Genomic DNA, 22,461 nt, shown 5'->3' on the forward strand with positions numbered 1-22,461 from the left:
GTCAGCTCTTCTCCCCCGCGATGCTGGCCAGCAAGGTGGCGCGGCTGACGATGCCCAGGAAGGACTGGTCCTCGGCGACGACCGCGATGGGAATCTGGGTGGTGGCCGCCACCGCCACCAGCTTCGACAGCGGCGTGTCCGGTGACGTGGTGGGCAAATCCGTGACGAGGATGCCGTCCAGGCTGTGCTTGTTCTCCGCCATCAGCCGCAGCGCGTCCTCGATGCGCACCACGCCCACCAGCTTTCGCGCCTGGTTGGTGACGAAGAGCGTGGAGGTGCCCGACTCGCGCATGCGCTTGACGGCCAGCGCGGGCCCGTCCTTGGGGTGCACCACGGATTCGGGCCGCCGCATGATGGTCCGCGCGGTGATGACCTTGGTGCGGTCCACGTGCTCCACGAAGGCACGCACGTAGTCGTCCGCCGGGCTCGTGAGAATCTCCTCCGGCGTGCCGAGCTGCGCGATGCGGCCGTCCTTCATGATGACGATGCGCCCGCCCAGCTTGAGCGCCTCGTCCAGGTCGTGGGTGATGAACACGATGGTCTTGTTCATCCGCGACTGGAGCTCCAGCAGCTCGTCCTGCATCTGCCGGCGGATGAGCGGGTCCAACGCGCTGAAGGCCTCGTCCATGAGCAGGATTTCCGCGTCGGTGGCAATGGCCCGGGCCAGCCCCACGCGCTGCTGCATGCCGCCGGAGAGCTCCCGGGGGAGCTTCTCCTCGTAGCCCTTCAAGCCCACCAGCTCGAGCGCGTGCTGCGCCTTGGGCCGGGAGTCACGCCGCTCCAGGCCCTGCATCTCCAGGCCGTACTCCACGTTGCGGATGACGCTGCGGTGCGGGAGCAGGCCGAAGTTCTGGAACACCATGGCCATCTTCCGGCGCCGCACGTCGAGCAGGCCCGCCTTGTCCGCCTTCGTGACGTCCACGCCGTCCACGTGCACGCTCCCGGCGGAGGGCTCGATGAGGCGGTTGAGGCAGCGCAGCACCGTGGACTTGCCGCTGCCGGACAGGCCCATGATGACGAAGATTTCACCGGCCTTCACGTCGAACGAAGCCTCCTGGATGGCCACGGTGCAACCCGTCTCCTCCAGGATTTGCTGCTTGCTCCGCCCCTGCTCCAGCAGGGCGATGGCTCGCTCCGGGTTCCCGCCGTAAATCTTCCGCAGGCCGCGGACTTCTATCTTCTCCATGGGGACCTCAGAAGTAGTAGCCGACGTTGATGTTGAAGCGCGTTTCCCAATCCGCGTTCGGGTCGCCCTCGGCCAGCGCGTGGCCATAGGCGGGCCCCAGCCACGGCTGGTTCTTTCCGCTCGCCATGTCGACGTACGTGTAGACGGGGCCCGCGGTGACGAGCATGCCCAGCACGTTCTGCATCGACGTCTCGAAGGCCGCGTTGGCTTTATCGAAGAGGCTGAAGTTGTCGTAGAAGGTCAGCTTGGAGATGGGCCCCCACGCCACGGGCACGTCGTACGCGAGCCCCGCCGCGTAGACGGTGCCCCGCGTGGCCATCTTGTAGGGCGCGTCATACGCACCCATCGTCACGATGGAGGAGTCGTGCTCTTCCGGGTTCTTCAGGTCATAGCCGTACGACAGGACCTGCAACCGGAGGTTGAACGGACCGTAGTAACCATCCAGGTGCGCCGCGCCGGCCCAGTTCAAGCCGTTGCGCTTGGTGATGCTGTTGTAGATCTGCCCCGTCTGCGCCGAGACGCCCACCTCGGTCCGCCCCAAATCACCATGCTGGAACGTGTAGGCCACGCGAGCGTTGAGCTTGTTGCTCTCATGGTTCGCGCTGTCCACGCCCAGGTACGCCTCGGTCGGGTTGGAGCTGTTCACCTGCACCACGTCGTACGAGTAGCGCGCGCTGTCCGTGCTCCGGCCGGTGAAGTTGCCTTCGTCGCTCTTGTAGAAGGCGAACTGGAGGTCCCAGGGCCCCTGGGTATGGACGAGCTTCAGGCCCATGTCGTAGTCGTCCTCCATGCCCATGTAATACGGCAGGGAGAAGAACCAGTTGTGTGAGGCATACGGCAGGATGCCGAATGGCACACGGTGGACGCCCAACTGGAGCTGAGTCGCCTTGGTGAACTCATACCCCACCCAACCGTGGTGAAGCATGGAGTAGCCCGCGTAGAAGCGGTACTCGGTGGACAGCAGAATCTTGGACAGTCTGGCGTCGACGTTGAGACGGAACGTATCGAAAGCCATGTCACCGCCACGGTTTCGATTGTCTTCCTCGCCAAGCCACGTTTTGTAGAAAGCGTTGACACGCAGCGCCCCGCCCACCTTGAGCATGTCCGCGTCTTCCACCGCGGCCTCCTCGGCACGTGCGGAAGGCGCAAGCAGACAAGTCAATCCAGACAACACAACGGCACCGGTGAAACGGGTAAGACGCGTTGACAACCGCAACTCCTGGCAATAGGCAGCGGACACACGCCGGCCTCGAGGGCCACGCGCGTCCAGAGCGCCTGACTTGGCACATGGGGCGGTCCTCTCCCGTTGCACACGCAGCGAGGACGCTGGCGCGCGGGACAGTCCACCCAAGGAACAATGCGGTAGTTCGTTAACAGGTCAGGCGGATCACGTCTAGACCTTTGAGTTCAAACGACCTGCCTCAAGGCGTGAGACTGCCTGCATGCCAGTGCCTGTGAACCCACACACAACGCGTGGGTCATCAGGGCGCCCGCGTCACCGTCACGGGGTAGGTGTGAGACGCCCTGCGGATGAGCAGGGTGGCGGGGCTCCCTGGAGCGCCGAGCTCTCGCTCACGCGCCTGGCCCACATCGAGCACGGGCGTGCCGTCGATGGAGCGCACCACGTCTCCCACTCGCAGTGCGCCCTGATGCAGGTCCTCCATGAGCGCACTGACGGTGACGTCCTTGCCATCCATGCCGAAGTGGATGCCCAGCCGCCCAGACTCCACGCGAGGGCGGCCAAGCTTCCAGTCCCCCACGTCCAGCACCTTTCCCGGCTCCAGGCGCACCTGCCGCTCGGCGCGCGCCGTCGTCCGGCTCCAGGCGGTGAGGCGGCGTGGGCCCGACGCGAGGTCCGTCAGGGAGAAGCGCCCGTCCGGACCTGTCTCGGGCGACATGATGCCGTCCACGTCCACGAACGCCTGCGCCACGGGCGCGCCCGTGGCATCCACCAGGCGGCCCGAGACGCCTCCACCGGCCTCCACCACCACTTCCACCTGGGTGGTGCCGCCCGAGGTGGAGACGGCCTCCACGGCGCCGGCCCGGCCATCCGCCAGCGTCGCGGTGACACCGATGGGGCCCACGGGAACGTCGTCGACGTTGAAGCGCGCGCCCGCGAACTCGGACTCCAGTCGGGTCACGAAGTCTTCGTCACTGCGCGTCCCGGACACCACCAGCCGGAAACCGTCCACCGCCCGTCCCCCCGCCGAGCGGACCGTGCCCACCAGACTCCCCGCGGCGGCGAGTTGGAGCGTCACGGACTCCTGCGACACCGCGACCGAGGGCAGCTCCCCTCTGCGTCCGCCATTCGTGGCCCAGATGCGCAGGGCCCGCCCGCTCACCGAGTCCGCCACGACGGTGACCTGGCCGGCCGCGTCCGTGACGTCCTCGATCAGCACCTCGCTGCTGCCCACGTCGCTCGCCATGACGGTGGCCGCGATGCTGGGTGCGCCATTCGGCTCGAGCACGGTGACGCGGATGGGGTGGCGCGCCTCGCGCACCTGGAGCGCCACCTGCTGCGTCTGGCCGACTTCGACCTCCACGGCCTTCTCCTGATCACCACTCTGGTTGCCTGTTTCGGAGAGCCACGCGATGAGCTTGTAACGGCCCGCGCGGACGCGCATGGACCAGGTGCCATCCCGCGACGCGGGGACCTGAAGCGACTCCGTTCGCGCGACACCTTCCCGCAAGGCATAGACGGTGACGGGCTGCTGCGGCACCTTGCCCGCCTCCGTTCGGACAGTGCCTTCGAGCAGGCCCTCTCCCGAAAGCTGGATGCGGAGCTGCTGCGTCTCCCCCGCCTTCACCGACACCTTCTCCCGGACATGCATCTGGCTGCCGTCACGGCGCGCGGCGACGTACACGTCCGTGGGCGGGACGTCTTCGAGAACGAACCGCCCCGCCTCGTCGCTGACCGCGCTCAGCACCTCTTCGATGGGCCGCCGGCCCCAACGCCATTCCGCCGCGACATGAACGCCCGCCAGGGGCGTGGAGGCCTCGTCCACCACGAGCCCCTCGATGCGCCCGTTCGCCTCCAGCTCCGCGGCGACGTCGAAGCGCTGGCCGTCCAGCAAGCGAATCCCCTCACGGCTCCACTTCCGATGCCCTCGCGCCTGGACATTCACCGTGTACGCCCCCGGCGCGAGCCCCTCCAGCGAGAAGCGCCCGTCCTCGGTGGTGACGGCGCTGGCGACAGGCACGAGCGCCGCGTTGGGGAGGTGCGCGAGCGCCTCCAGCACGACGGCCACGGACGCGCCCTCCACGGGCGCCCCCGTCCCCTTGCCGCGCACCACGCCCGCTATCGACGAGGCCGCGCCCAGCCGGATTCGGACTTCGCGCACCGTCATGCCCGCGCCCACCACGACGCGCCCCGGCGCCGCGCCCGTGTGCGAGCCCATCCGGGCAGACACCTCGTAGACGCCAGGGGCGACTTCCAACGAGAAGCCGCCGCCCTCGCTCGTCTCGGCATGCAGCGGTGCGCCCATGCCCGCGGCCGTGACGTCCGCTCCCGAGGCGGGCGCGCCATCCGCTTGCTCGACGAAGCCCTCGATGAAGGCCGAGCCGTCCAGCTCCACGGTGAGCCCTGACATGGGCACATGAATGCGTTCGACGCGCCGGGGCGCGTGCCCTGGCGCGAGGGCCTCGAGCTGGTACTCCCCTGGCGCCAGTCCCTCGAAGCGGAAGAGGCCCCGCGCATCACTCACTTGCGCGTGCTGTTCTTCTTCCGGCACGTCCTGGATGCGGCTGGACAGGAGCGTGCGCGGCGACAAGGTGAGTCGCGTGAGCGGGACGGGCTCGCGGGAGGCACGCGCCAGCGTCGAGCCCTCCAGCACCGCGCCCGCGCCGAGCGTCAGCCGCACCTGGGTCCGGGCCTCGCCCACGGGTCGGATGACGCCCTCACGCGCCGTGGCGAACCCGTCTGCCTTCGCGGTGACAAGGTAGGCCCCAGGGCGAGCGGCGAGCGTCACCCGTCCTTGCGCGTCCGTGCTGCCGCGTCCCGCGACGAACCAGGCCGCCCGCCCCCGCCTGACGTCACGGGGCGACAGGACATACAACGTGACGCGCGCGCCCTTCACGGGTCCAGCGGCTCCGGAGACCTCGGCCAGGAGCACCCCTTCGTGTTCACGCATCGGCTCCGCCACCTCGGGCGTCCCCGACGGGCGCTCAGCGGACGTCGCGGGCGCGCCGCCCTCACGGGCCACGGCCGGCGAAGGCTCGCGGCCGCCCTGGCGTGACGCGGACACCCGCGCCTCTGGCGTCGCGACGTCTCCCGAGGACGAAAGCCCCCGCCACGCGAGCGCCACGCCCAGGAGCACCACAACGCCTGCCACGATGAACATCCGCTGTCGATTCATGCGGCCTCCGAAGCGATGCATCTTGCCGTCAGACATCAGCGGACATCCAGTACGTGGCGTGAATCCAGACACCGCGCCAGTGCACTCAAACACGCCGACGACGCCGTGCGGCATGCGAAGCACCTCGCCTGGCGCGCGTTAGAATATTCCGGGACTCGAGCCGTCATGGCCTGGAGCGCACACCCCTTGGAGCCAGTCATGTACCGCCGCGTTGCCCGACTCCTCCCCTTCTGCCTCCTGGTCACCGCTTGCGGTTCTTCCTCGCGCCATCAGGAGCTGCTGACGCGCCGGGAGGCCGTCCGAAACGCGAATGAAGCCGCTGCCCAGGAAGCATTCGCGAACGACCGCAGCACCGACGGCTTCCAGGAGACGCGGTGGGGCATGACGCGTGAGGAGGTGGCGGCCCTCTATCCCGAAGCCGCGACGGACCCCGTGCACGGCGACATGACAACCATCCGGAGCGTGGCGGAGCGGCCCGCCAGGCTGGACTTCGTGTTCGTGCATGACAAGCTCGCCGCGGTGACCGTGTTGTTCGACCCGGCCGACTCCATCCGGAAGGATTTCGACGAGGTCGCGGCGGCGCTGCGGATGAAGTACGGGACACCGGGGCACCACCTGGACACCGCTGCCAACGCCGAGCGCCGGCTGCGGGAGCTTGAATCCGGAGACCCGCGGTTCGCGGACGAGGAGACCCTGCGGGAAGCACGGCGGGACACCCTCCGGGCCCAATCCCAGTACACCCTGATGCAGCAATGGAACAGTGGCCAGATGCTGGTCACCCTGTCGGGAAGGCAGACGCCCGCGCGCAGTGAGGTTGCACTGGTCTACCAAAGCGTCGCCCTCAAGCCCTACTTGGACGAAACCCTGTCCGACCATCGCGAACAGAAAGCCTTCCGGCAGGCGCAGGACCTCTAACGCCATCCCAGCCCGGCGCCAGTTCGTCCCTGGCGCCGCGCGCTTCGTCCCCGAAGGCCAGACAGGCAGGCAGACACCCCGTAGTTCTGGGGGCATGACGGAGGCGCCAATGCCTCCCGCCATGAGGAGCCTGTCATGCCATCATCGTTCCGACGTAGCCCTTGGATGTTCGCCGCGCTCGCGCTGTCCGTGGCGGCCCCCGCCGTTGCTTCCGCCCCGAGAACGCCAGAGGTGCTCGCCCCCGGCTTCATCTCCCTTCCGGACCAGGAGGAGTACCGCATCGCCTTCACGCCCGACGGCCGCACCGCCTTCTGGGGCGTGAGCACCGGCTTCTTCCCCATCGACCGACAGGCCACCATCGTCTACTCCGAGTGGCGCCACGGCCGCTGGACGGAGCCCCGCGTGGCCTCCTTCTCGGGCCAGTACGCGGACATCGACCCGTTCGTCTCTCCGGATGGGCGCCGCCTGTTCTTCTCCTCCATCCGCCCCGTCAACGGCGTGCCCCGTGACGACGTGGAAATGTGGGTGGTGGAGCGCAAGCGCGACGGAAGCTGGGGTGAGCCGCGCCACCTGGGCGCCGCCGTCCACAGCACGGCGGACGAGCTGTACCCGAGCGTGGACGCCGAGGGCACGCTGTACTTCGGCTCGGACCGCGAAGGCGGCTACGGGGGCTGGGACATCTGGCGCTCGCGGCTGCGGCGCGACGGCACCTACGGCCCGGCGGAGAACCTGGGCCCCGCCATCAACACCGAGTACTGGGAGTTCAACCCTCACATCACGCCGGATGGACGCACGCTGCTCTTCGCGTCCATCAACCGTCCGGATGGCTACGGCTCCGGAGATTTGTATGCCGCCCGGCGCGGCCGGTGGGGTTGGGAGCCCGCCCGCAACCTGGGGCCCCGGGTGAACACCGAGCTGGACGAGTACCACCCCTCGCTCTCGCCCGACCACGACACGCTCTACTTCGTGCGCCACCAGTACGAGCCCTTCGTCCCGGGCGACCTCTACCACGTCCGCGTCGGCCGACTCCTGTCCGACGTGGGCGTGTGCGACTGAGCGCGCGACGAGCGGGGCCTTCCGCTCCGGGGACAGGGACTCTCAGCGGGGAGCAATGACGTAGCGACCCAGCCGGGACACGGTGGCGCTGACCGTATTCGCCACCGTGTCCACCTCCGCGCCAGGAACGGCCTGCGCGGGAGTGCTCACGGGCAGCCAATAGAGCGTGAGCGTGGACGCATCCGCGCCCTCGGGCATGAGCGACGGCTCGTAGCGCACCGTCAGCCGCACGTCCCGCTGGAACGCGAAGCCACTCGGCAGGAAGGCGTAGTTGTGGGCCCACATGAAGGCATTCCAGGCCTCGGGAACCACCTTGCCGGTGCGCCAGCTCCCCGGCTCGACCTGGAGCGGCGCCGTCACCGCGCCCACGGGCAGCGTCCACTCAACCCGTCCGCCATACAGCGACAGCGTGCCCCCTGACGGCGTGAACCGGCCGGCGTCACCACACTGATTCGGCCGCAGCTCCCCGGCCCCAACGAGCGCCTCGAAGGTATCTGACCCGGCCAGCGAGTCGAGGATGCGTCGGAGCTGATACACGGACGTCGTCTTCGGCACGTTCGCGAAGAGTTCCTCCACGCCCTGCCCCGAGGTCCAGAGCGCATCGATGCGGCGCATGCTCTCCGCGAGCTGCGGGTAGTCCAGGCCGTTCTGCTGACACAGGTTCCAGGCGGTGGGCGCATGCAGCGCGTTCATCGAATCACAGAGGCTCTCCGTCTGGCCGCCGACGCGGTACGAGACGGCACGGACGAACCACTCGTGAGACAGCTCCTGGCGCAGGAAGAACACGACGTGCGCGTACTCATGCGCCAGCAGCACCTGATTCTCCCGGGCCAGGGCGTTGGCCACCGTGAGCGGGCGCGGGACATGCGGCGCCGTGGGCAAGGAGGCCTCCAGGTCCCACAGGCAGACGTTCGCCCCGGGCCCTGGCTCCAGCCCCGTCCAATTCATGAACGAGGCTCCCGCCAGCGGACCGGGGTTCCCACACAGACTGTCCGACGCGAGGTGGATGTCCACCGGTACCATCCGCTCCGGCACGTCCACGCCGGTGAGCGCCACCAGGTCGTCCTTCACCGCCAGGAAGCCCGCGTAGCGCGCGAAGAGGTAGGTCTCCTCGATGGGGCACGGCAGCTCACACACGATGCGGAACGTGTCTCCTGGGCGCTGGTAGGCCACATACGGCCTTCCCCCGAGCGTCACCTCCATGCGAGGCACCGAGGGGACCTCGGGGGGCGGCGTCCCGGCGTCCGTCCCCGCGTCCGTGACGGGTACTCCCGCGTCCGGAGCAGGACCGGGGGGCGGCGCGCTGTCGTCGCCACACGCAACGGCAAACAGAAGAACCGCGACGGTGGGGAGGACGCCGCGCAGCCGACGGAACGGGGGGAATCGAGACATGGGCACCTCACCAGGCTCTCAAAACCTCCCAGGTCACTCTGACGGGAGGATGTTTCAGATGTGACACCGGACCTTCGGCAAGCTCGGCGAAACATGCGGCTGATGCACGGCGTGTGTCCAGACCTGCCATCATGGTAGAGACGGTTTCCGCTGAATCCACCTCCAACCCTGAGTACCCTCCGTGACCTTCTTCTCTAGAAAAGTGCTCTCCCTCCTCGTGTTCCTCATGGCCTCTTCCGCGACCGCCGCGGAGACATGGGTCCAGGGTCGGAAGGTGCTCCACGCCTGTGTCTACGCCCACTCCTACGAGGCGGAGGTGAACCTCTCGTACCGGAACCACGACCTCCCTTGGGGCACCTCCGTGTTCCTCATCTACGGCTGGGGCGGGCAGAACAACTTCGTACCTTACGACTGGGAGAACGAGCAGACCCTCGAGGTCTTCGCCTCGGCACCGTGGACGTGGAGCACCACCGTGCACGGCATCACCTCCACCCGCACCACGCCCAAGTGGGCCGAGCACCTCGACTTCGTCTGGAAGGTCGTGCTGCCCAACGGCCACGTGTTCTACGAGAAGGGCAACCACTCCACGTGGGGCTACTACGCCGCGAACCTGAACACCGTTGGCGAAATCCCCTGCACATCGGACGGCAACTTCGTGGGCCCCACGTATCCGTTGACCGTCACCTCCGTGGAGAAGTGGTAGTCCCCGCGCCTCTTTCGTCCCGGGCGCGCGGCACGTCTCGCGCCCGGGGCCGGACGCAGGAAACGGACAGCGTCGACGCGGCGCTCCTGCCTGAAGCGAATGCGGCGCTGCCCGCCGCGGTAGGCGCATCTTCGTCTCCGCGGCGGACCTGGCGCGCGCCTGGCAACGGGCCACATCGAACACCGCCCCCCTTCGCGGAGAACGCCCGCATCCTCAAGGGCCGCGCGGATGGCGCGTTGAACTCGACGCCCAAGCCCTTCCGGATGACGAACATCTCGGCCATCGCCGACCACGGGTGCTCGGATGCCGGGATGGCATCGACATTTCGCTCGCCGACGTGACGAAGAGGCTCCGCCCAGGAGCGACACCTGGCCGTATGATCTGGCCTATGGCCACTGGCGCGAGGACCGGTTCGCGAACACCGTTCGCGCAGGTGCCCGCAACACCTGCGTCATCCAGAGCATCGGGGAGCCCACGCTGCTGCTCAGCGAGTTGCCGTAGCTCCCAAGCTGGAGCGGGGGCGGGGCCAGGCGTGGTTCTCCTCCCGCGCCAACCACCGGCGAAGGGACACAGGCCACGCCATGGGAGAACATCGATCACACACCTCCTCCGCAACAGCCGTGCGTTGTAGCGCATCGGCGCGCTGGCGCTCCCGTGGCCAGTGGCCCCGCGCCTGAAATGGACGCGGCGTCCGGACTTCCATCGCGTGGGCACCTGCTTCGCGTTCCGCGCCGTGGCCCCCACCACGAACGTGACGCTCCAGCACTTCCGGGCGGAGAACGTCGCCACCTGCGTGGACATCGAGCGCTCAGGCACCAGCACCTCGACCGACGTGTCCGAATACGCCAGCACCGCCGCGCGACGGATCGCCCATGATTGTGATTCAATGTGCGTCTTCAGCGTCCAGGGCCTCCACGGCACGCGATTGGACGCCAGCCGGCTCAATGCGACGAGCAACGGACAATGCCAACTCAATCCCTCCAGCGTCAATGGGACTTCATCTGTTGATTCCTGACGCGCCGATTCCGTCCGGGACGCCATGCCACGCAGGTGTCCCGGCTGGGCTGTCAACCATTGGCCACATCGTCAGACTTTAATTGCCTTTCTCGAATTTCATTTCTAGATAGGAAATGCCGGACGAGGTTCCTCTCATCCGGTGACGCCGCCCCCTGGCGTCCTCTCCAATGGAAGGCACCACCATGAAGAAGCTGCTCTTGGGACTGTTCCTGACGACGATGCCGCTCGTGGGCTGTGGCACCGACGAGGGCTCGACCTTGCCGGATGCGAGCGAATTCGTTGTCACCGCTGACCAGCAGGAGATGAGCATCGAGCAGCGGGACGCCGCACCGGGCGAGCAGGCTCCGGAAGTTGGCGCCGCCAACATCAGCGTGTCCGAGAATGAACTCGCGTGCTGGGTGGTGCTCGAGTACTGCCGCCACCCGAACACGGGGATTCCGCACTGTACGGCCACGGGGTGTACTCGCGCCGAGGCCATCCGGAACTGCGAGGCGCTCATCCGGCGCACCTGCGGTTAGTGATGCCGCACCACGGGCCTTCCTGGCCTTCGCCAGAAGGGCCCGTGGCCTTCAGCGCCTGACAGCGAATCCGCCCAAGAGGAAGCCCAAGGCGGGGGGCGTGGGTGACGGCGGAGTGACTCGCGCCCGACGCCTTCAAAAATGGTAGCGAACACCGAGCCGCACCTGTCGTGGAAATGACGGGCGCAGCGACGACGGGCTCTCCAGCCACGCGGGGCCCCGAGGCTCCCCCCGCGCCCAGGGCTGCGCGTTGAGGAGGTTGAACGCATCCAGGCCGATCGACAGCCCCGCGATGTTCGTCATGCGATGCCCCACGGACAGATGCGCATCCAGCACATGGCTCCAGGCTGGGAAAGCTGTCAGTGCCCGCTCCTGAGGCGTGCCCGACGCCCCTGAATAGGACATCGCCACGCGGACGAAGCGCCGGGCGTCCAACACGAAGATCCGGTAGCTCGTCACTTGGATGGAGTGCGTGCGGTCGTCGTCAAGCAAGTGAGGCCGCGCCCGTGGCAGCCCGGACTCATCGCCCAGCGGGTCCGTCTGCGTGCCATGCAATTTCGAGCGCGTGTAGTGGAACTCAGATAGCCACGACCCCCATTGCGTGTTCATCGATAGCGTCACGGCATCGTGGTTTCGAACAGCCCGGGGAAGAATCGCCAGGCTCCCGGCTCCGGGATTTCCAATCAGAACGCCCTCTCCCCCAAGGGTCGGCATGGACGTCAACGCGGCCCCCGAGCTGCGCCGGGCGTACTGTGCCTTCAACTGGAGGGAGAGTCCGCTCTCTCCAAGATTGAAGAACTCGTGAGTCGCCACGAGGAGAAACTCATGGGACGACGCAGGTGCCAGTCCAGGATCGATGGTGATGAGCCGCCCCTGCGCTGAGTCCAGGAGTCCGAGCGGAACTTGATCATGGTACTTCGCATAGTGCGCGATGAGCGTCGTCCCGTACCTCGGTATTGGATGGACGACCACACCCGCATGTGGAGAGAGTTGATATGAAACGAACGCGGTGCGTCCCTGAGAAGGAGCCCGTAGCGACTGCATGTCATAGCGGACACCGCCATTGATGGTGAGCCACGGACGCACGTCCCACCGGTCCTGCACGAAGCCCCCCAGGACCGTGCTTCCGGCACGGGAACCCGTCGGCAGGAACCTGACATGCGCAATGTGCTCCGTATCGAAGCCTGCCTGGAAGATGTGGGTCCCGATGGCATGCAGCAGATAATGGGCCTGGACCTTCATCTGGACGTTCTGCTGGGCCCGGCCGGACTCGACCGCCAGGGTGCGGTGAGTGGACTGGTGGCGCAGCCACCCAGACTGGAGCGTCAGCAGCAAGGCGTTGTCCAGGAATGCCCCGGAGTACTCGAGCATCGCCATGGCAGTGTCGCTGTCGCTTGAGGTGGAGTCGTCCAGCCCTCGCGTTTCGGACGGCATTCCGATGAGGGACAGCGAGAGACGATGCGGGGGTGAAACTTCGTAGTTGAGACGGACCAGCGCCTGAACGCCGTGCTGATCCACCCAGTGTCCTTGCTCCTCGGTGCGACTGAACACGGGGGTCACACCAGCGAAGAAGGTCAAACGATTCGGGACAACGGGACCGCCCAGCGTCGCGCCGAACTCTCCCATGTGACGAAACCGCTCCGTGCTCGAGAAGTCAGTGCCAGACACGGGAAGGGTACCGGCGGGCCCCGCCAGAACCCCCGGCGCCCAGTAGGCGAAACTGGAGCCGTAGAAGCGAGAGCATCCCGACTTCAAGCGCGATTCGATGACACCACCATTCGAACGAGCATGACTGGGCATGGCCCCTTCCGACCGCACCGTCACCAGGCTGGCGAACTCGATGCTGAGCGGGAGCAGGTTCCCCCCTGAGATGGCATCGCGGGTCGAGAGCCCCTGCAACTGAAAGCCATTCTCGGACGCCGACCCACCGCGAATGGAGAAACCGGAGGGGACCTCCAATGCACCTGGAACGCGCTCCGCCAGTCGCTCCGCGGCGCGAAGGCCGCTGGTCCAGCGCAGGGGCAAACGGCTCGGCAACCGCTCGAACAGGTCTGGAGCGAAATGCCAAGGCGCCGGATGATGCAACGCATCCGAGTCGATGCCACATCGCACGAAAAAATGGGGCTGCTCGTAGTGCAGCAGCACATCGACTCGGAACGGCGACTCCTCCGCGGGCACGACCTGCGCCTGAACGTGAGGCTTGTACACTTCCGCTTCGAACCGGAGCACGTAGGCGCCAGGTGGGACGGGCCCGAGACGGTACTGCCCGACGGCATCCGTGACGGTGGACAACTCCCCTTTCAGCGAGTGAGCACTCGCCGTGACGCGGACACCGGGAACAGGGCTGTTCAACCGTGCCTCACGAACCGTGCCTTCGAGCACGATCGGAGCTGGCGATGATGCGCCCAAAGACACCATCGCGGCGATTACCGCACCCACGAGCCGCGGCAGGTCAATGCAGCATCGACGCCTGGCCATGCAGGGCGAACCCCGCCGTTCCGCTTCCATCCGATGCAGCGAACCACCCAGCCGCCACGGGCAGCTTCATCGTTTCAGCATGAAATCCTCACGGGGCTGGCGAACCAGCCCCGAATCGAAGGGCGCCGTCCAGCAACACCGTGTCGGCTCAGTTTGCCGTCGGACACAACGAGGCACCGCTCGACCGGCGAGATGAGCGCCCCTGTGCATCTCGACCCATGCGCCCCTCGCGCGGGTTCACGCTGGCGGTATGCGTCCCCGAAACCCCAGTGGGCCAGGCGAACAATCAGTCGGCTGAAGGCCACTCCATCGGCCCTGAGCCCGCCACGAACACCTTCACTCGCCTGACACGTTCGTCGCTGCTACCGTCCCCGCCCCCATCATTACCGCGCCCCAACCGAGAGGAGATGCATGGCCACAGGCTTCGAGTCTTACAAGATGGTGGATCCCCTGCTCGTGGCGAGCGTCCGGGAAGCACTGCTCCAGTCCTACTTCTCGGAGTATGACCCCGCCTTCTTGAGGACCCCCGCTGGGCAGGCCGACATCGTGGACCACGTGGACGGGCGCTACAACCGCTGCGTCGACCATGTGCTCCCGTGGTTGGCGCGGTACATCGACCTCCGCGCAGCGAACATCGTCGAGTTGGGTTGTGGCACAGGGTCCAGCACTGCGGCATTTGCCCAGGTGGCCCGTCGCGTCTCAGGCTACGACATCCACGCGGCGTCTGTGACGGCCGCTCGCAGCAGGGTTCAGGCACTTGGTCTGAGCAACGTCGAGCTGAGCGTCGACCAGCCAGAGACGCTGCTCGAGACGCTGAAGAAGAAGCACCCGGATGGGGCCGACGTCTTCATGCTGTATGCGGTACTCGAGCATCAGACCCCAGCGGAACGGCTGGAGACGCTCCGTACGGGGTGGAAGCTCCTCCGGCCCGGGGGCCTCCTCGTCGTCGTGGATACGCCCAATCGGCTGACCTACTTCGACGCGCACACCTCGCTCATGCCCTTCTTCCACTTCCTGCCCCCCGAGCTGGGCTGGCCCTATGCCTCGCGCTCCCCGCGTGAGGATTTCCGCAATGCCATGGGGAAGGTCTCGGCGGAGAAGGCGCCCATGCTCCTGACGCGCTGGGGGATTGGCGCCAGTCACCATGAGCTCGAGCTCGCCCTGGGAGAGCTCGACCCGTTGCTGGTGGGAACCGGCTTCGAGCCGGAAATCCTCGAGATGTTCCCCGTCACGCTCGACGAGGAGCTGCTGCACATCTACGTGGAGCGAAGTGGCGCCCCGGTGCCTCTGGCCTTCACCCGGAACACCCTGAACTTCGTCCTTCGCAAAGGGGACAACACGGACTTCATCGCCCGCCGGACCGCGCCACCGCCCCTGCGGCACATCACCCTCGCGACGGAGGCAGAGGCGCGCATCCAGGCCCTGGAGCAGCAAGCCGCCGCGGACGCGCAGCGGCTCCAGGCGCAGACCGAGCGCATCCAGGCCCTGGAACACCAGGTCGCCACGCCTCCACTGCGACACCAGCTCGTCGACCGACTCAATGGTGCGTTCAAGAAGACCGCGCTTCATGGGAAGGCGCGCAAGCTCGTCGAATGGTCATTGAAGCGCGGCGCTCGCTGAACCCAGCGGTGTCTCTGGCCGCATGCAACATTTGCAGCGGCAAGGGAAATCCAGACCAAGGCGCCGCTGACCTTCACGGCGCCTCGTGAATTTCCCTGAATCCAATGCCAGACTTGGCGCACCTCCCTTGAAAGGTGCGTCATGCGCTGGAACCCCCGAAGCCTCGCGGAAGCGCTGTGCTTCCTCACCCTGCCCCTCGCCCTGCCCGCGCAGGCCCAGGCCACCAATGTCGCGCTGAACAAGCCCGCGACAGCGTCCTCGATTCACTCGGTCGGTTATCCCACGCAGTTCGGACCCGCCAAGGCCTTCAACGGCATCATCAACACGGCAGACCGCTGGTCGTCGGCCGTCTCGCCGCTGCACTCGAATCCGGAATGGCTGGAGGTGGACCTCCAGGCCGCGCATGGCGTGACAGGCATCACCCTGTATGTCAGCCGGGACAACACCTACGGGCGGATGGTCGACTTCGATGTGCTGTACCGGGCCAGCGACACTGGGAGCTACCAGGTCGTCCCGGGCGGCGCCATCACCGGGAACACGGAGAACATCCGGACCCTCACCTTCACGCAGCCCGTGAATGCTCGCTACGTGCGACTCCAGTGCAAACTGGCGACGAATGACAACCTCTGCCGGGTCCGCGAGCTTCAGGTCTTCGGGACCGCGCTCACGAATCAGCCCCCCAGCGTCTTCGCGGGCAACGACACAACCCTCACCCTGCCCGACAACTCCGCGCCCCTCCAAGGCTCCGCCACCGACAGTGATGGCACCATCGCGCACTACCTCTGGGAGCAGGTCTCGGGACCATCGACCGCGACACTACTGAGCGCCACGTCTCCCAGCGCGACCGCCACGGGACTGGTGGCGGGCGTGTACGTCTTCCGGCTCACCGCCACGGACAACCAGGGCGCCACGGGCTCAGACGTCGTGAGCATCACCGTGAACCCAGCGAGCGCGCCAGCGGATCCCCGCGCGGGCAAGCTGCACGTCTGGAACCGGGGCGGGCGGTATGACGCCGCCGTCTTCCTGCCCAAGGCGTACGGGACGCAGCCAGGAAAGAAGTACCCCGCGGTGCTCTCGCTGCACGGCCGCGTCGGCACCACGCTCAGCGATGACCACACGGAGGTGGGGACGAACCCGGAGGGCTTCATCCGGCAGCTCACGCCGGGCAAGCCGCTGGTCGACACCTTTCCCGGCATCGTCATCGCGCCCAACGGGCCTCGCGTGGGAGCGCCGCTGGACACGTGGTGGCAGGTGGACTCCACCCACCTGGTCATCCAGCAGGCGCTGGCGCTCTACGACATCGACCCGGAGCGGGTGACGGTGACGGGCCTGTCCGCGGGCGGCAGCGGTGTCAACGAGCAGATGAAGAAGTACCGCGCGACGTATGCCGGCGGCGTCCCCATCGCGTACTTACCGCCCACGATGGATGAGCCTTGCGACCTGGCGAACTTCCCCATCTGGGCTTCTGGCAACACGGATGACGGCGTCTTCTCCGTCCACCGCTGGACCCATGCCACCACGGGTTTCTACACGGTGGTGCGACAGTGCCCGGGCTACACCGGTGAGTTCCTGCTCACCGTGAATCCCAGCGGTGGTCACAGCGGCTGGGACGCGTTCTGGAGCCGCTCCGACGTGCAGAACTGGCTCGTGAGCCAGCAGCGCAAGGCGCCTTGAGCCCGGCCTCCGGGGACTACAGCCGGACCTGCAGACGCAGGCCCGGCTGGAGCCAGAAGTGAGGTGACTTGGATTCGATGTCCACGGGGACCTCCCAGGGTCCCGCTGTCAACGAGGCGCGGGAGAACTGCCCCGCCGTGGCGGTGAGGAAGGGGCCCACCCAGACATGCGCATGGACCTTGAAGTCCATCCCGAAGTCGACGTGAGCAAACTCCAGCCCCTTGTAGTTGCCGGAGCCCTGGTGGGTCCCCTCCACGGAGGCGTCGAGCCGGGTGAACTCATAGCCAATGCCCGCTCCGAGCCAGGGCCGCACCGATGAATCCGAAAAGAAGTGGTAGCTGACGTCCACGCCGAACCGCAGCACCCGGCCTCCGCAATCCACCCCCGTGGGACAGACGTCTGGTTGGAGCCGCGCGATTCCAAACTGGCCGTAGAGCCCCAGATAGACGTTCGCATTGACGAAGTAGCCCATGTCGACTTGTGGCGCGAAGACGCCGCTGATCCGCTCGTCCATGGAGAAGCCCTCGTAGAAGTCACCGATAGGAACGCCGTAGCTGCCGCGAACCCCCACGGCAATCCCGGAGCCGGTGCCCTTCTTGTCGGACGCAGCCCCCTGGGCTGCGGCAGCGGGAACAATCAGCAAGAGCATGGCGGGAGTCAGGAGCGACGCGACCGAGCTTCGGAGAGTTGAGTTCATGGCGAGGTGGTGGAGGCGTGAGTGGAATCACCGCTGGCGGAGTCGAGCCCGCGCCAGTGCAAGCAGGCGGCCATCCACGCCCCGCTGCGATTCCAAGAGGGTTCGCGAAGCACGGACCACGGCCTGTGCATCCAGGTGCACAGGTGTGCGCCGCCTTACGCCAACGACAGAAGGCGCGGTGGCCACTTCCTTCGCGGCCTCCCTATCGCAACGCAATTTCGCCAGGACAGTGAAACCCGAGCGTCCACCACTCAATGGAACGCAAGCGCACCGCGTACGGCTTTGCCTCCGTGCGCCACCGGCCGTGCCACCATTCCCAGCCCCAAACATGCCCATATTGGGCAGAGGAGACACCCTCATGAACCGGCTCACGCTCCGGCGTTCCACCCTCCTGGCTCTTGGCGCGGCGGCTGCCTTCGGGTGCGCCATGACGGCGCTGCTCACCCCCGTCCCGGCCGCCGCCGAGGACAACCCTCCCTGCCCCTTCAGCGGCGTCCTCTGTCTGTTCGACGGCCCTGACTTCACCGGCGAGATGTGGAACGTGATGGCCTGGCCGCCGGGCGGCGCGGGGACGTGCGTGAACCTCCCCGAGCATGGCTGGGAAGGCAGGGCCGTGTCCGCCATCAACACCGGGCCCTATACCGCGTCGCTGTTCTTCAACGAGGACTGTGTTGGCGGGCCCTACCCTATCGGCCCGGGAGAGTGGGTCAGCCCGCTCGGATTCGCGCCCCAGAGCGTCTGGGTGTACTGAGCAGGCCATGCACAGACACCTCCTCCTGTCCCTCGGGGTCCTTGCCCTCTCCGGCTGCACGGTCGCCCGGCCCGCCACCCTGACTGTTCCCAAGGAGCGCGCCGCGGAATGCCGGAGCATCTGCTCGGACCTGGACATGCGATTGGGCGCGGTCGTGGTCATCATGAACAGCGCGGGCTGTGTCTGCGAGCCTCGCGACGAAGAGACCACCACGCCACCGCCCCACAGCTCCACCGCGGTCATCGGCGGCGCCGCCATCCACACCGTCATCGAGCTCGACCGCAGGGCGCAGGTGGGGCAACAGTCACAGCGCACGCGGTAGCGACCGTCGCACAGGCTCGCGGGAGGCGGCGCACCCGACACCGCCCGCTCAGGAACGCGGTCCCGCCCCGTGTCCAGGCGCGTGCCCATCACCGTCGGGCGCTCCACCCGCTTGGGACGTTGGCGCCCTGCCGCCGCTCCGCTCCGGTGAAGAGGACGGCCCTCTGCGCCGGCGTCTGCGGCGCTTCGCCGGGCTGCCCCCCGCGGGCGCCGGGCCCCCCAACTCACGCAGCACCCGCGCCCGAGCACCGCCCTCCAGACGCAGCTCCTGCATCAAGGCACGCACCTGCCGCTCTCCGTGGGGATGGTGCAACGCCGTACAGAGCCGCTCGACGATGTCGACGCGCAGCGCCACGCTCCCGAGCACCTCATAACCGAAGGCGCGCGCCTCCTGCCCCGGCACGTCCGAAACGTTCAGGACCGGCTCCCGGGGAACGCCCTTGGGCGAAGGCCGCTGCTGAAACAGCGACGTCAGCATGCAGCGCCGCTCCAGGGCTTGCGGGGAGAGTGCGTCAGCGACGAAGAAGAAGCGGTGCCCCTCGCAGAGCCCCTGTGCCGCCAGGCGCGCGCGGGCCTCGGCATCCAACAGCCGCCACTGCTCGCGCGCCTCGCCCTGGGACACAACACCCAGACCTTCGGACAGCCGGTAGGCCAGGCCCCGCGTCGGCGCGGAGCTGCCCGCGCCCGCGAGCGCCTCCGCAGGGAAGCCGCCCATCGCCTCCGTGACGAGGTCGCGGACCAGCGCCAGCAACCGCCGCTCGAGCCGCTGCCGGGCCCCCGCCGTCCAGACCTCCGACTCCGCGAGCGCGAGCAGCGGTGAGCGCCGGTCCTTGCCACGCACCAGCCTGGCCAACGGCTCACCTTCGAACGCGATGTTGCCCAACGCGTCCACTTCGAAGGCGTCATGGGCCGCGTCGACCACGCGCTGGACGAACTGCTCCTCCGTCAACACGGCGCCGCCCGAGCCCGGCACCTCGCTCAACAAAAGCCCCAGCTTGGCGAAGGGGCTGTCCGAACCGGACGCGGGTTGCGGGGTGGCGCGGACGAACCGGCGGGAGGTCCTGCGCGCCGCCCGTTGCACGAAACGCTCGACGAGCCGCTCATGGAGCGCATCGCCCAACGCGTCCTCGATGCTCCGGGTGCGCTCCTGCCAATGTCCGGCGTCCTCCAGCCACCCCGGGCGATGGCTGATGTACGTCCAGATGCGGATGGCCGCCAGCCGGTCCATCAGCGTGTGGATGTCACCGGAGATGTCGTCGAGCGGGGAGACCTGCCGCGACAGCCAGACCGGGTCCAGCCGGCCATCCCCCGCGGTGAGCTGGAGGAACGTCTCGCGCAGCAGGGCCACGTGTTGTCCGAAGAGCCCCTTGCGAAAGTCCGGAACCTGGCAGACCTGCCACAGCAGCTCGACCCGGTCCTGGCCGGTGGCCACGTCCTGGATGGCCGGCACGCGCGACAAATCCTTGAGCGCATCGAAGTCATCCGCGCGCTCCACGCGGGTGAAGGCCTGGTGGCCCGGGGCGCGCGCCAACGAGTCCAGCAGCGCCTCCGCGCTGGAGAAGTCGAGCGCGGAGTTGCGCCAGATGAGGTTGCGCACCGCGGGGAAGCGGTGCGTTTCGATGGCCGAGACGACCCGGGGCGACAGCTCCGGCAGCGTGTTCAACGTGCCAAAGCTCCCGTCGTTCAGGTGGCGCCCGGCGCGGCCGGCGATCTGCGCCAGCTCGTCAGGAAAGAGGTCGCGTTGCTCCGCGCCGTCGTACTTGGACAACCCGGCGAAGGCCACGTGGTTCAGGTCCAGGTTCAGCCCCATGCCAATGGCATCCGTGGCCACCAGGTACTGGACCTCCCCGGATTGATACATGGCCACCTGGGCGTTGCGCGTCCTCGGGGAGAGCGCGCCGAGGACGACGGCGACGCCGCCCCGCAGCCGGCGCAGCGACTCCGCGAGTTCGTACACGCGGTCCGCGGAGAACGCGACCACGGCCGACCGCGGCGGCAGGCTCTTGAGCGAGCGATGCCCCGAATAGCGCAACTGGGACAGGCGCGTGGCGCGCTTCACCGACGCGTGGGGAATCAGCGTCTGGAGCATGGGGCGCATCGTGTCCGCGCCCAGGAACCAGGTCTCCTTGCGTCCGCGCGCGTGGAGCAGCCGGTCCGTGAAGACGTGCCCCCGCTCACGGTGCGCGGCGAGCTGGATTTCATCCACCGCCACGAAGTCCGCGACCCGGTCCGTGGGCATCGCCTCGACGGTGCATATCCAGTAGTCGGGGCGCGGCGGGAGGCGCTTCTCCTCGCCCGTCATCAGCGCGACGCGGCCCTCACCGACCCGGGCGGTCACCCGGTCGTAGACTTCACGGGCAAGCAGGCGCAGCGGGAACCCCATGATGCCCGAGCCGTGTTCGAGCATGCGCTCGATGGCCCGGTAGGTCTTCCCGGTGTTCGTGGGCCCCAGCTCCGCCACGACGATGGGCGGCCGGCTGGATGCGCTGGAGTTCATTCGCGGAGTCTAACCCCGGACGCCGCCCTCCGCCCGGAAGGATGGCCCACCGGGGCCAGCCCTCCGGACGCGCTGTCGCTCAGTGGATGCGCAGCGCCAGCTTCCCGAGGTGATGCTTGCCCACCGCCTCCAGCGCCTTGCCCGCGTCATCCAGGCGGTACACCTTGGACACCTCGACATGGAAGGGCCCGGCCTCGATGAGCTTGTTGAGGCGCGCGAGCACGTCCGCGTTCGACTCACCGTTGTAGGCCGTCAGTTGGACGCCATCCCGCCGCTGCGGCGCCGGCTCGACGCCGTTGGGGAAGGCGATGTGGCCACCCTTCTTCACGGCCTCCAGCGCCTTTTGCGAGCCTTCGCCGCCCGCGAGGACCAGCGCCGCGTCCAGGCCGTCCGGCGCGAACTCCCGGATGGCCTTCACCACGGCATTGGCATCACCCCGGCCATCCACGACCTTCTCGGCGCCCAGCCGCGTCACCAACTCCACGCCATCCGCGCCCGAGGCCACCGCGATGACCTTCGCGCCCAGCCGCCGCGCGAGCTGCACCGCCAGATGCCCCACGCCGCCGCTCGCGCCGTAGACGAGCAACGTCATGCCCTGACGGACCTTGAGCGCGTCCTGGAGCCCTTGAAGCGCCGTGATGCCGTCCGCGGCCAGCACGCCCGCCTGTTCCGCGCTCAGACCCTTGGGGACAGGCGCGGTGTTCACCTCCTTCACCACGGCGTACTCGGCATAGAAGCCGCCCTTGGTGTTGAGGAAGCCTGACGCATAGACCTTGTCACCGGCCTTGCACTTCGTGACGCCTTCTCCCACGGCCACCACGGTGCCCGCGCCGTCCGTTCCCAGCACATAGGGGAAGGACGACTTGCCCGGCTTCATCGCCTCCATCTCGCCTTCGCGCTCGGCGGAGTCCCAACTGCCGACCCCGGCCGTCTCCACCTTGATGAGCACCTCGCCCGCGCCCACCTCCGGCACCGTCACCGTCTTCATGCCGAGGACCTCGGGACCACCGAAGCGGTCCAGCGCGGCCGCCTTCATCTGCGAGGGAATGGACGTCTTCATGGCGTGCTCCTCGGAGGGTGGAGAGCCCCCCGGACAAGGGTTTCACGGAGGCTGGACACGCCCCTTCTCGAATGCAGAGGAGGGCTCGGGTCCCGAGCCAGGGCCCGCTCCCATGCCTGGCCAAACGCGATTCACAGAATTCCCAGCAACCGCGACGCAGTGCATCATTCCGAATTGCGTGCCCGAAAATCGCTCGTTACTGCGAGGTCCCCCTCTTCTTC

General features: G+C 67.7%; 17 protein-coding genes. 9 read left to right on the forward strand and 8 right to left on the reverse strand.

What is annotated here, in order from left to right; genetic code table 11:
* Position 1: 1 nt before the first annotated feature.
* The 3 genes from A176_RS23180 to A176_RS23190 form a co-directional block, all read right to left on the reverse strand.
* Positions 2 to 1,186, reverse strand: coding sequence for a quaternary amine ABC transporter ATP-binding protein (locus A176_RS23180; protein ID WP_002636309.1), 1,185 nt, complete (start codon positions 1,184 to 1,186; stop codon positions 2 to 4).
* A gap of 7 nt (positions 1,187 to 1,193) precedes the next feature.
* Positions 1,194 to 2,288 (reverse strand): hypothetical protein, encoded by a 1,095-nt coding sequence (locus tag A176_RS23185; RefSeq protein ID WP_420811438.1) that lies wholly within the window; start codon positions 2,286 to 2,288, stop codon positions 1,194 to 1,196.
* 379 nt (positions 2,289 to 2,667) lie between these two features.
* Positions 2,668 to 5,577 (reverse strand): carboxypeptidase regulatory-like domain-containing protein, encoded by a 2,910-nt coding sequence (locus A176_RS23190; RefSeq protein WP_021781515.1) that lies wholly within the window; start codon positions 5,575 to 5,577, stop codon positions 2,668 to 2,670.
* 162 nt (positions 5,578 to 5,739) lie between these two features.
* Here A176_RS23190 and A176_RS23195 point away from each other — a divergent pair, with 162 nt between their 5' ends.
* On the forward strand, positions 5,740 to 6,456 hold the full coding sequence (locus A176_RS23195; RefSeq protein ID WP_002636312.1) for a hypothetical protein: 717 nt from the start codon (positions 5,740 to 5,742) through the stop codon (positions 6,454 to 6,456).
* A 135-nt stretch (positions 6,457 to 6,591) separates the two neighbouring features.
* A complete protein-coding gene (locus A176_RS23200) occupies positions 6,592 to 7,512 on the forward strand; it encodes a TolB family protein (protein ID WP_144429586.1) in 921 nt (306 codons plus the stop codon).
* 42 nt (positions 7,513 to 7,554) lie between these two features.
* Here A176_RS23200 and A176_RS23205 read toward each other — a convergent pair whose 3' ends face one another.
* Positions 7,555 to 8,904, reverse strand: coding sequence for a hypothetical protein (locus A176_RS23205; RefSeq protein ID WP_144429587.1), 1,350 nt, complete (start codon positions 8,902 to 8,904; stop codon positions 7,555 to 7,557).
* A gap of 226 nt (positions 8,905 to 9,130) precedes the next feature.
* Here A176_RS23205 and A176_RS23210 point away from each other — a divergent pair, with 226 nt between their 5' ends.
* The 3 genes from A176_RS23210 to A176_RS23225 all read left to right on the forward strand — a co-directional run bounded on the left by A176_RS23210 (position 9,131) and on the right by A176_RS23225 (position 11,142).
* Positions 9,131 to 9,607 (forward strand): hypothetical protein, encoded by a 477-nt coding sequence (locus A176_RS23210; RefSeq protein WP_082282934.1) that lies wholly within the window; start codon positions 9,131 to 9,133, stop codon positions 9,605 to 9,607.
* A gap of 706 nt (positions 9,608 to 10,313) precedes the next feature.
* Entirely contained in the window at positions 10,314 to 10,622 is a 309-nt protein-coding gene (locus A176_RS23220; protein ID WP_002636317.1) for a hypothetical protein, read from the forward strand.
* A 184-nt stretch (positions 10,623 to 10,806) separates the two neighbouring features.
* On the forward strand, positions 10,807 to 11,142 hold the full coding sequence (locus A176_RS23225) for a hypothetical protein (protein ID WP_044890740.1): 336 nt from the start codon (positions 10,807 to 10,809) through the stop codon (positions 11,140 to 11,142).
* A 135-nt stretch (positions 11,143 to 11,277) separates the two neighbouring features.
* On the opposite strand, the gene A176_RS23230 is transcribed toward A176_RS23225, so the two are convergent.
* The gene (locus tag A176_RS23230; protein ID WP_158513098.1) at positions 11,278 to 13,620 is read right to left on the reverse strand and encodes a TonB-dependent receptor; all 2,343 of its coding nucleotides are present in this window, start codon (positions 13,618 to 13,620) and stop codon (positions 11,278 to 11,280) included.
* A 411-nt stretch (positions 13,621 to 14,031) separates the two neighbouring features.
* Between A176_RS23230 and A176_RS23235 the strand changes: the two genes are divergently transcribed.
* Together A176_RS23235 and A176_RS23240 are read left to right on the forward strand one after the other, a co-directional pair.
* Positions 14,032 to 15,240 (forward strand): class I SAM-dependent methyltransferase, encoded by a 1,209-nt coding sequence (locus A176_RS23235; RefSeq protein ID WP_002636320.1) that lies wholly within the window; start codon positions 14,032 to 14,034, stop codon positions 15,238 to 15,240.
* A gap of 141 nt (positions 15,241 to 15,381) precedes the next feature.
* Positions 15,382 to 16,914, forward strand: coding sequence for a PKD domain-containing protein (locus tag A176_RS23240; RefSeq protein ID WP_002636321.1), 1,533 nt, complete (start codon positions 15,382 to 15,384; stop codon positions 16,912 to 16,914).
* 16 nt (positions 16,915 to 16,930) lie between these two features.
* Here A176_RS23240 and A176_RS23245 read toward each other — a convergent pair whose 3' ends face one another.
* On the reverse strand, positions 16,931 to 17,563 hold the full coding sequence (locus A176_RS23245; protein ID WP_002636322.1) for an outer membrane beta-barrel protein: 633 nt from the start codon (positions 17,561 to 17,563) through the stop codon (positions 16,931 to 16,933).
* A gap of 406 nt (positions 17,564 to 17,969) precedes the next feature.
* Between A176_RS23245 and A176_RS39115 the strand changes: the two genes are divergently transcribed.
* Together A176_RS39115 and A176_RS23255 are read left to right on the forward strand one after the other, a co-directional pair.
* Entirely contained in the window at positions 17,970 to 18,362 is a 393-nt protein-coding gene (locus A176_RS39115) for a peptidase inhibitor family I36 protein (protein ID WP_002636323.1), read from the forward strand.
* A 7-nt stretch (positions 18,363 to 18,369) separates the two neighbouring features.
* Positions 18,370 to 18,684 (forward strand): hypothetical protein, encoded by a 315-nt coding sequence (locus A176_RS23255; protein ID WP_002636324.1) that lies wholly within the window; start codon positions 18,370 to 18,372, stop codon positions 18,682 to 18,684.
* Between the two features lie 48 nt (positions 18,685 to 18,732).
* On the opposite strand, the gene A176_RS23260 is transcribed toward A176_RS23255, so the two are convergent.
* A complete protein-coding gene (locus A176_RS23260; RefSeq protein WP_002636325.1) occupies positions 18,733 to 21,180 on the reverse strand; it encodes a helicase-related protein in 2,448 nt (815 codons plus the stop codon).
* 79 nt (positions 21,181 to 21,259) lie between these two features.
* On the reverse strand, positions 21,260 to 22,240 hold the full coding sequence (locus A176_RS23265; protein ID WP_002636326.1) for an NADP-dependent oxidoreductase: 981 nt from the start codon (positions 22,238 to 22,240) through the stop codon (positions 21,260 to 21,262).
* Positions 22,241 to 22,461: the final 221 nt, after the last annotated feature.

It is taken from the genome of Myxococcus hansupus, from assembly GCF_000280925.3.
GTDB classification, from domain to species: Bacteria; Myxococcota; Myxococcia; order Myxococcales; family Myxococcaceae; genus Myxococcus; species Myxococcus hansupus.

Coding starts and splice junctions, on each gene's coding strand:
- A176_RS23180 (WP_002636309.1), bottom strand. CDS start 1,186: ATGGAGAAGATAGAAGTCCGCGGCCTGCGGAAGATTTACGGCGGGAAC.
- A176_RS23185 (WP_420811438.1), bottom strand. CDS start 2,288: ATGCTCAAGGTGGGCGGGGCGCTGCGTGTCAACGCTTTCTACAAAACG.
- A176_RS23190 (WP_021781515.1), bottom strand. CDS start 5,577: ATGTCTGACGGCAAGATGCATCGCTTCGGAGGCCGCATGAATCGACAG.
- A176_RS23195 (WP_002636312.1), top strand. CDS start 5,740: ATGTACCGCCGCGTTGCCCGACTCCTCCCCTTCTGCCTCCTGGTCACC.
- A176_RS23200 (WP_144429586.1), top strand. CDS start 6,592: ATGCCATCATCGTTCCGACGTAGCCCTTGGATGTTCGCCGCGCTCGCG.
- A176_RS23205 (WP_144429587.1), bottom strand. CDS start 8,904: ATGTCTCGATTCCCCCCGTTCCGTCGGCTGCGCGGCGTCCTCCCCACC.
- A176_RS23210 (WP_082282934.1), top strand. CDS start 9,131: ATGGCCTCTTCCGCGACCGCCGCGGAGACATGGGTCCAGGGTCGGAAG.
- A176_RS23225 (WP_044890740.1), top strand. CDS start 10,807: ATGAAGAAGCTGCTCTTGGGACTGTTCCTGACGACGATGCCGCTCGTG.
- A176_RS23230 (WP_158513098.1), bottom strand. CDS start 13,620: ATGGCCAGGCGTCGATGCTGCATTGACCTGCCGCGGCTCGTGGGTGCG.
- A176_RS23235 (WP_002636320.1), top strand. CDS start 14,032: ATGGCCACAGGCTTCGAGTCTTACAAGATGGTGGATCCCCTGCTCGTG.
- A176_RS23240 (WP_002636321.1), top strand. CDS start 15,382: ATGCGCTGGAACCCCCGAAGCCTCGCGGAAGCGCTGTGCTTCCTCACC.
- A176_RS23245 (WP_002636322.1), bottom strand. CDS start 17,563: ATGCTCTTGCTGATTGTTCCCGCTGCCGCAGCCCAGGGGGCTGCGTCC.
- A176_RS39115 (WP_002636323.1), top strand. CDS start 17,970: ATGAACCGGCTCACGCTCCGGCGTTCCACCCTCCTGGCTCTTGGCGCG.
- A176_RS23255 (WP_002636324.1), top strand. CDS start 18,370: ATGCACAGACACCTCCTCCTGTCCCTCGGGGTCCTTGCCCTCTCCGGC.
- A176_RS23260 (WP_002636325.1), bottom strand. CDS start 21,180: ATGAACTCCAGCGCATCCAGCCGGCCGCCCATCGTCGTGGCGGAGCTG.
- A176_RS23265 (WP_002636326.1), bottom strand. CDS start 22,240: ATGAAGACGTCCATTCCCTCGCAGATGAAGGCGGCCGCGCTGGACCGC.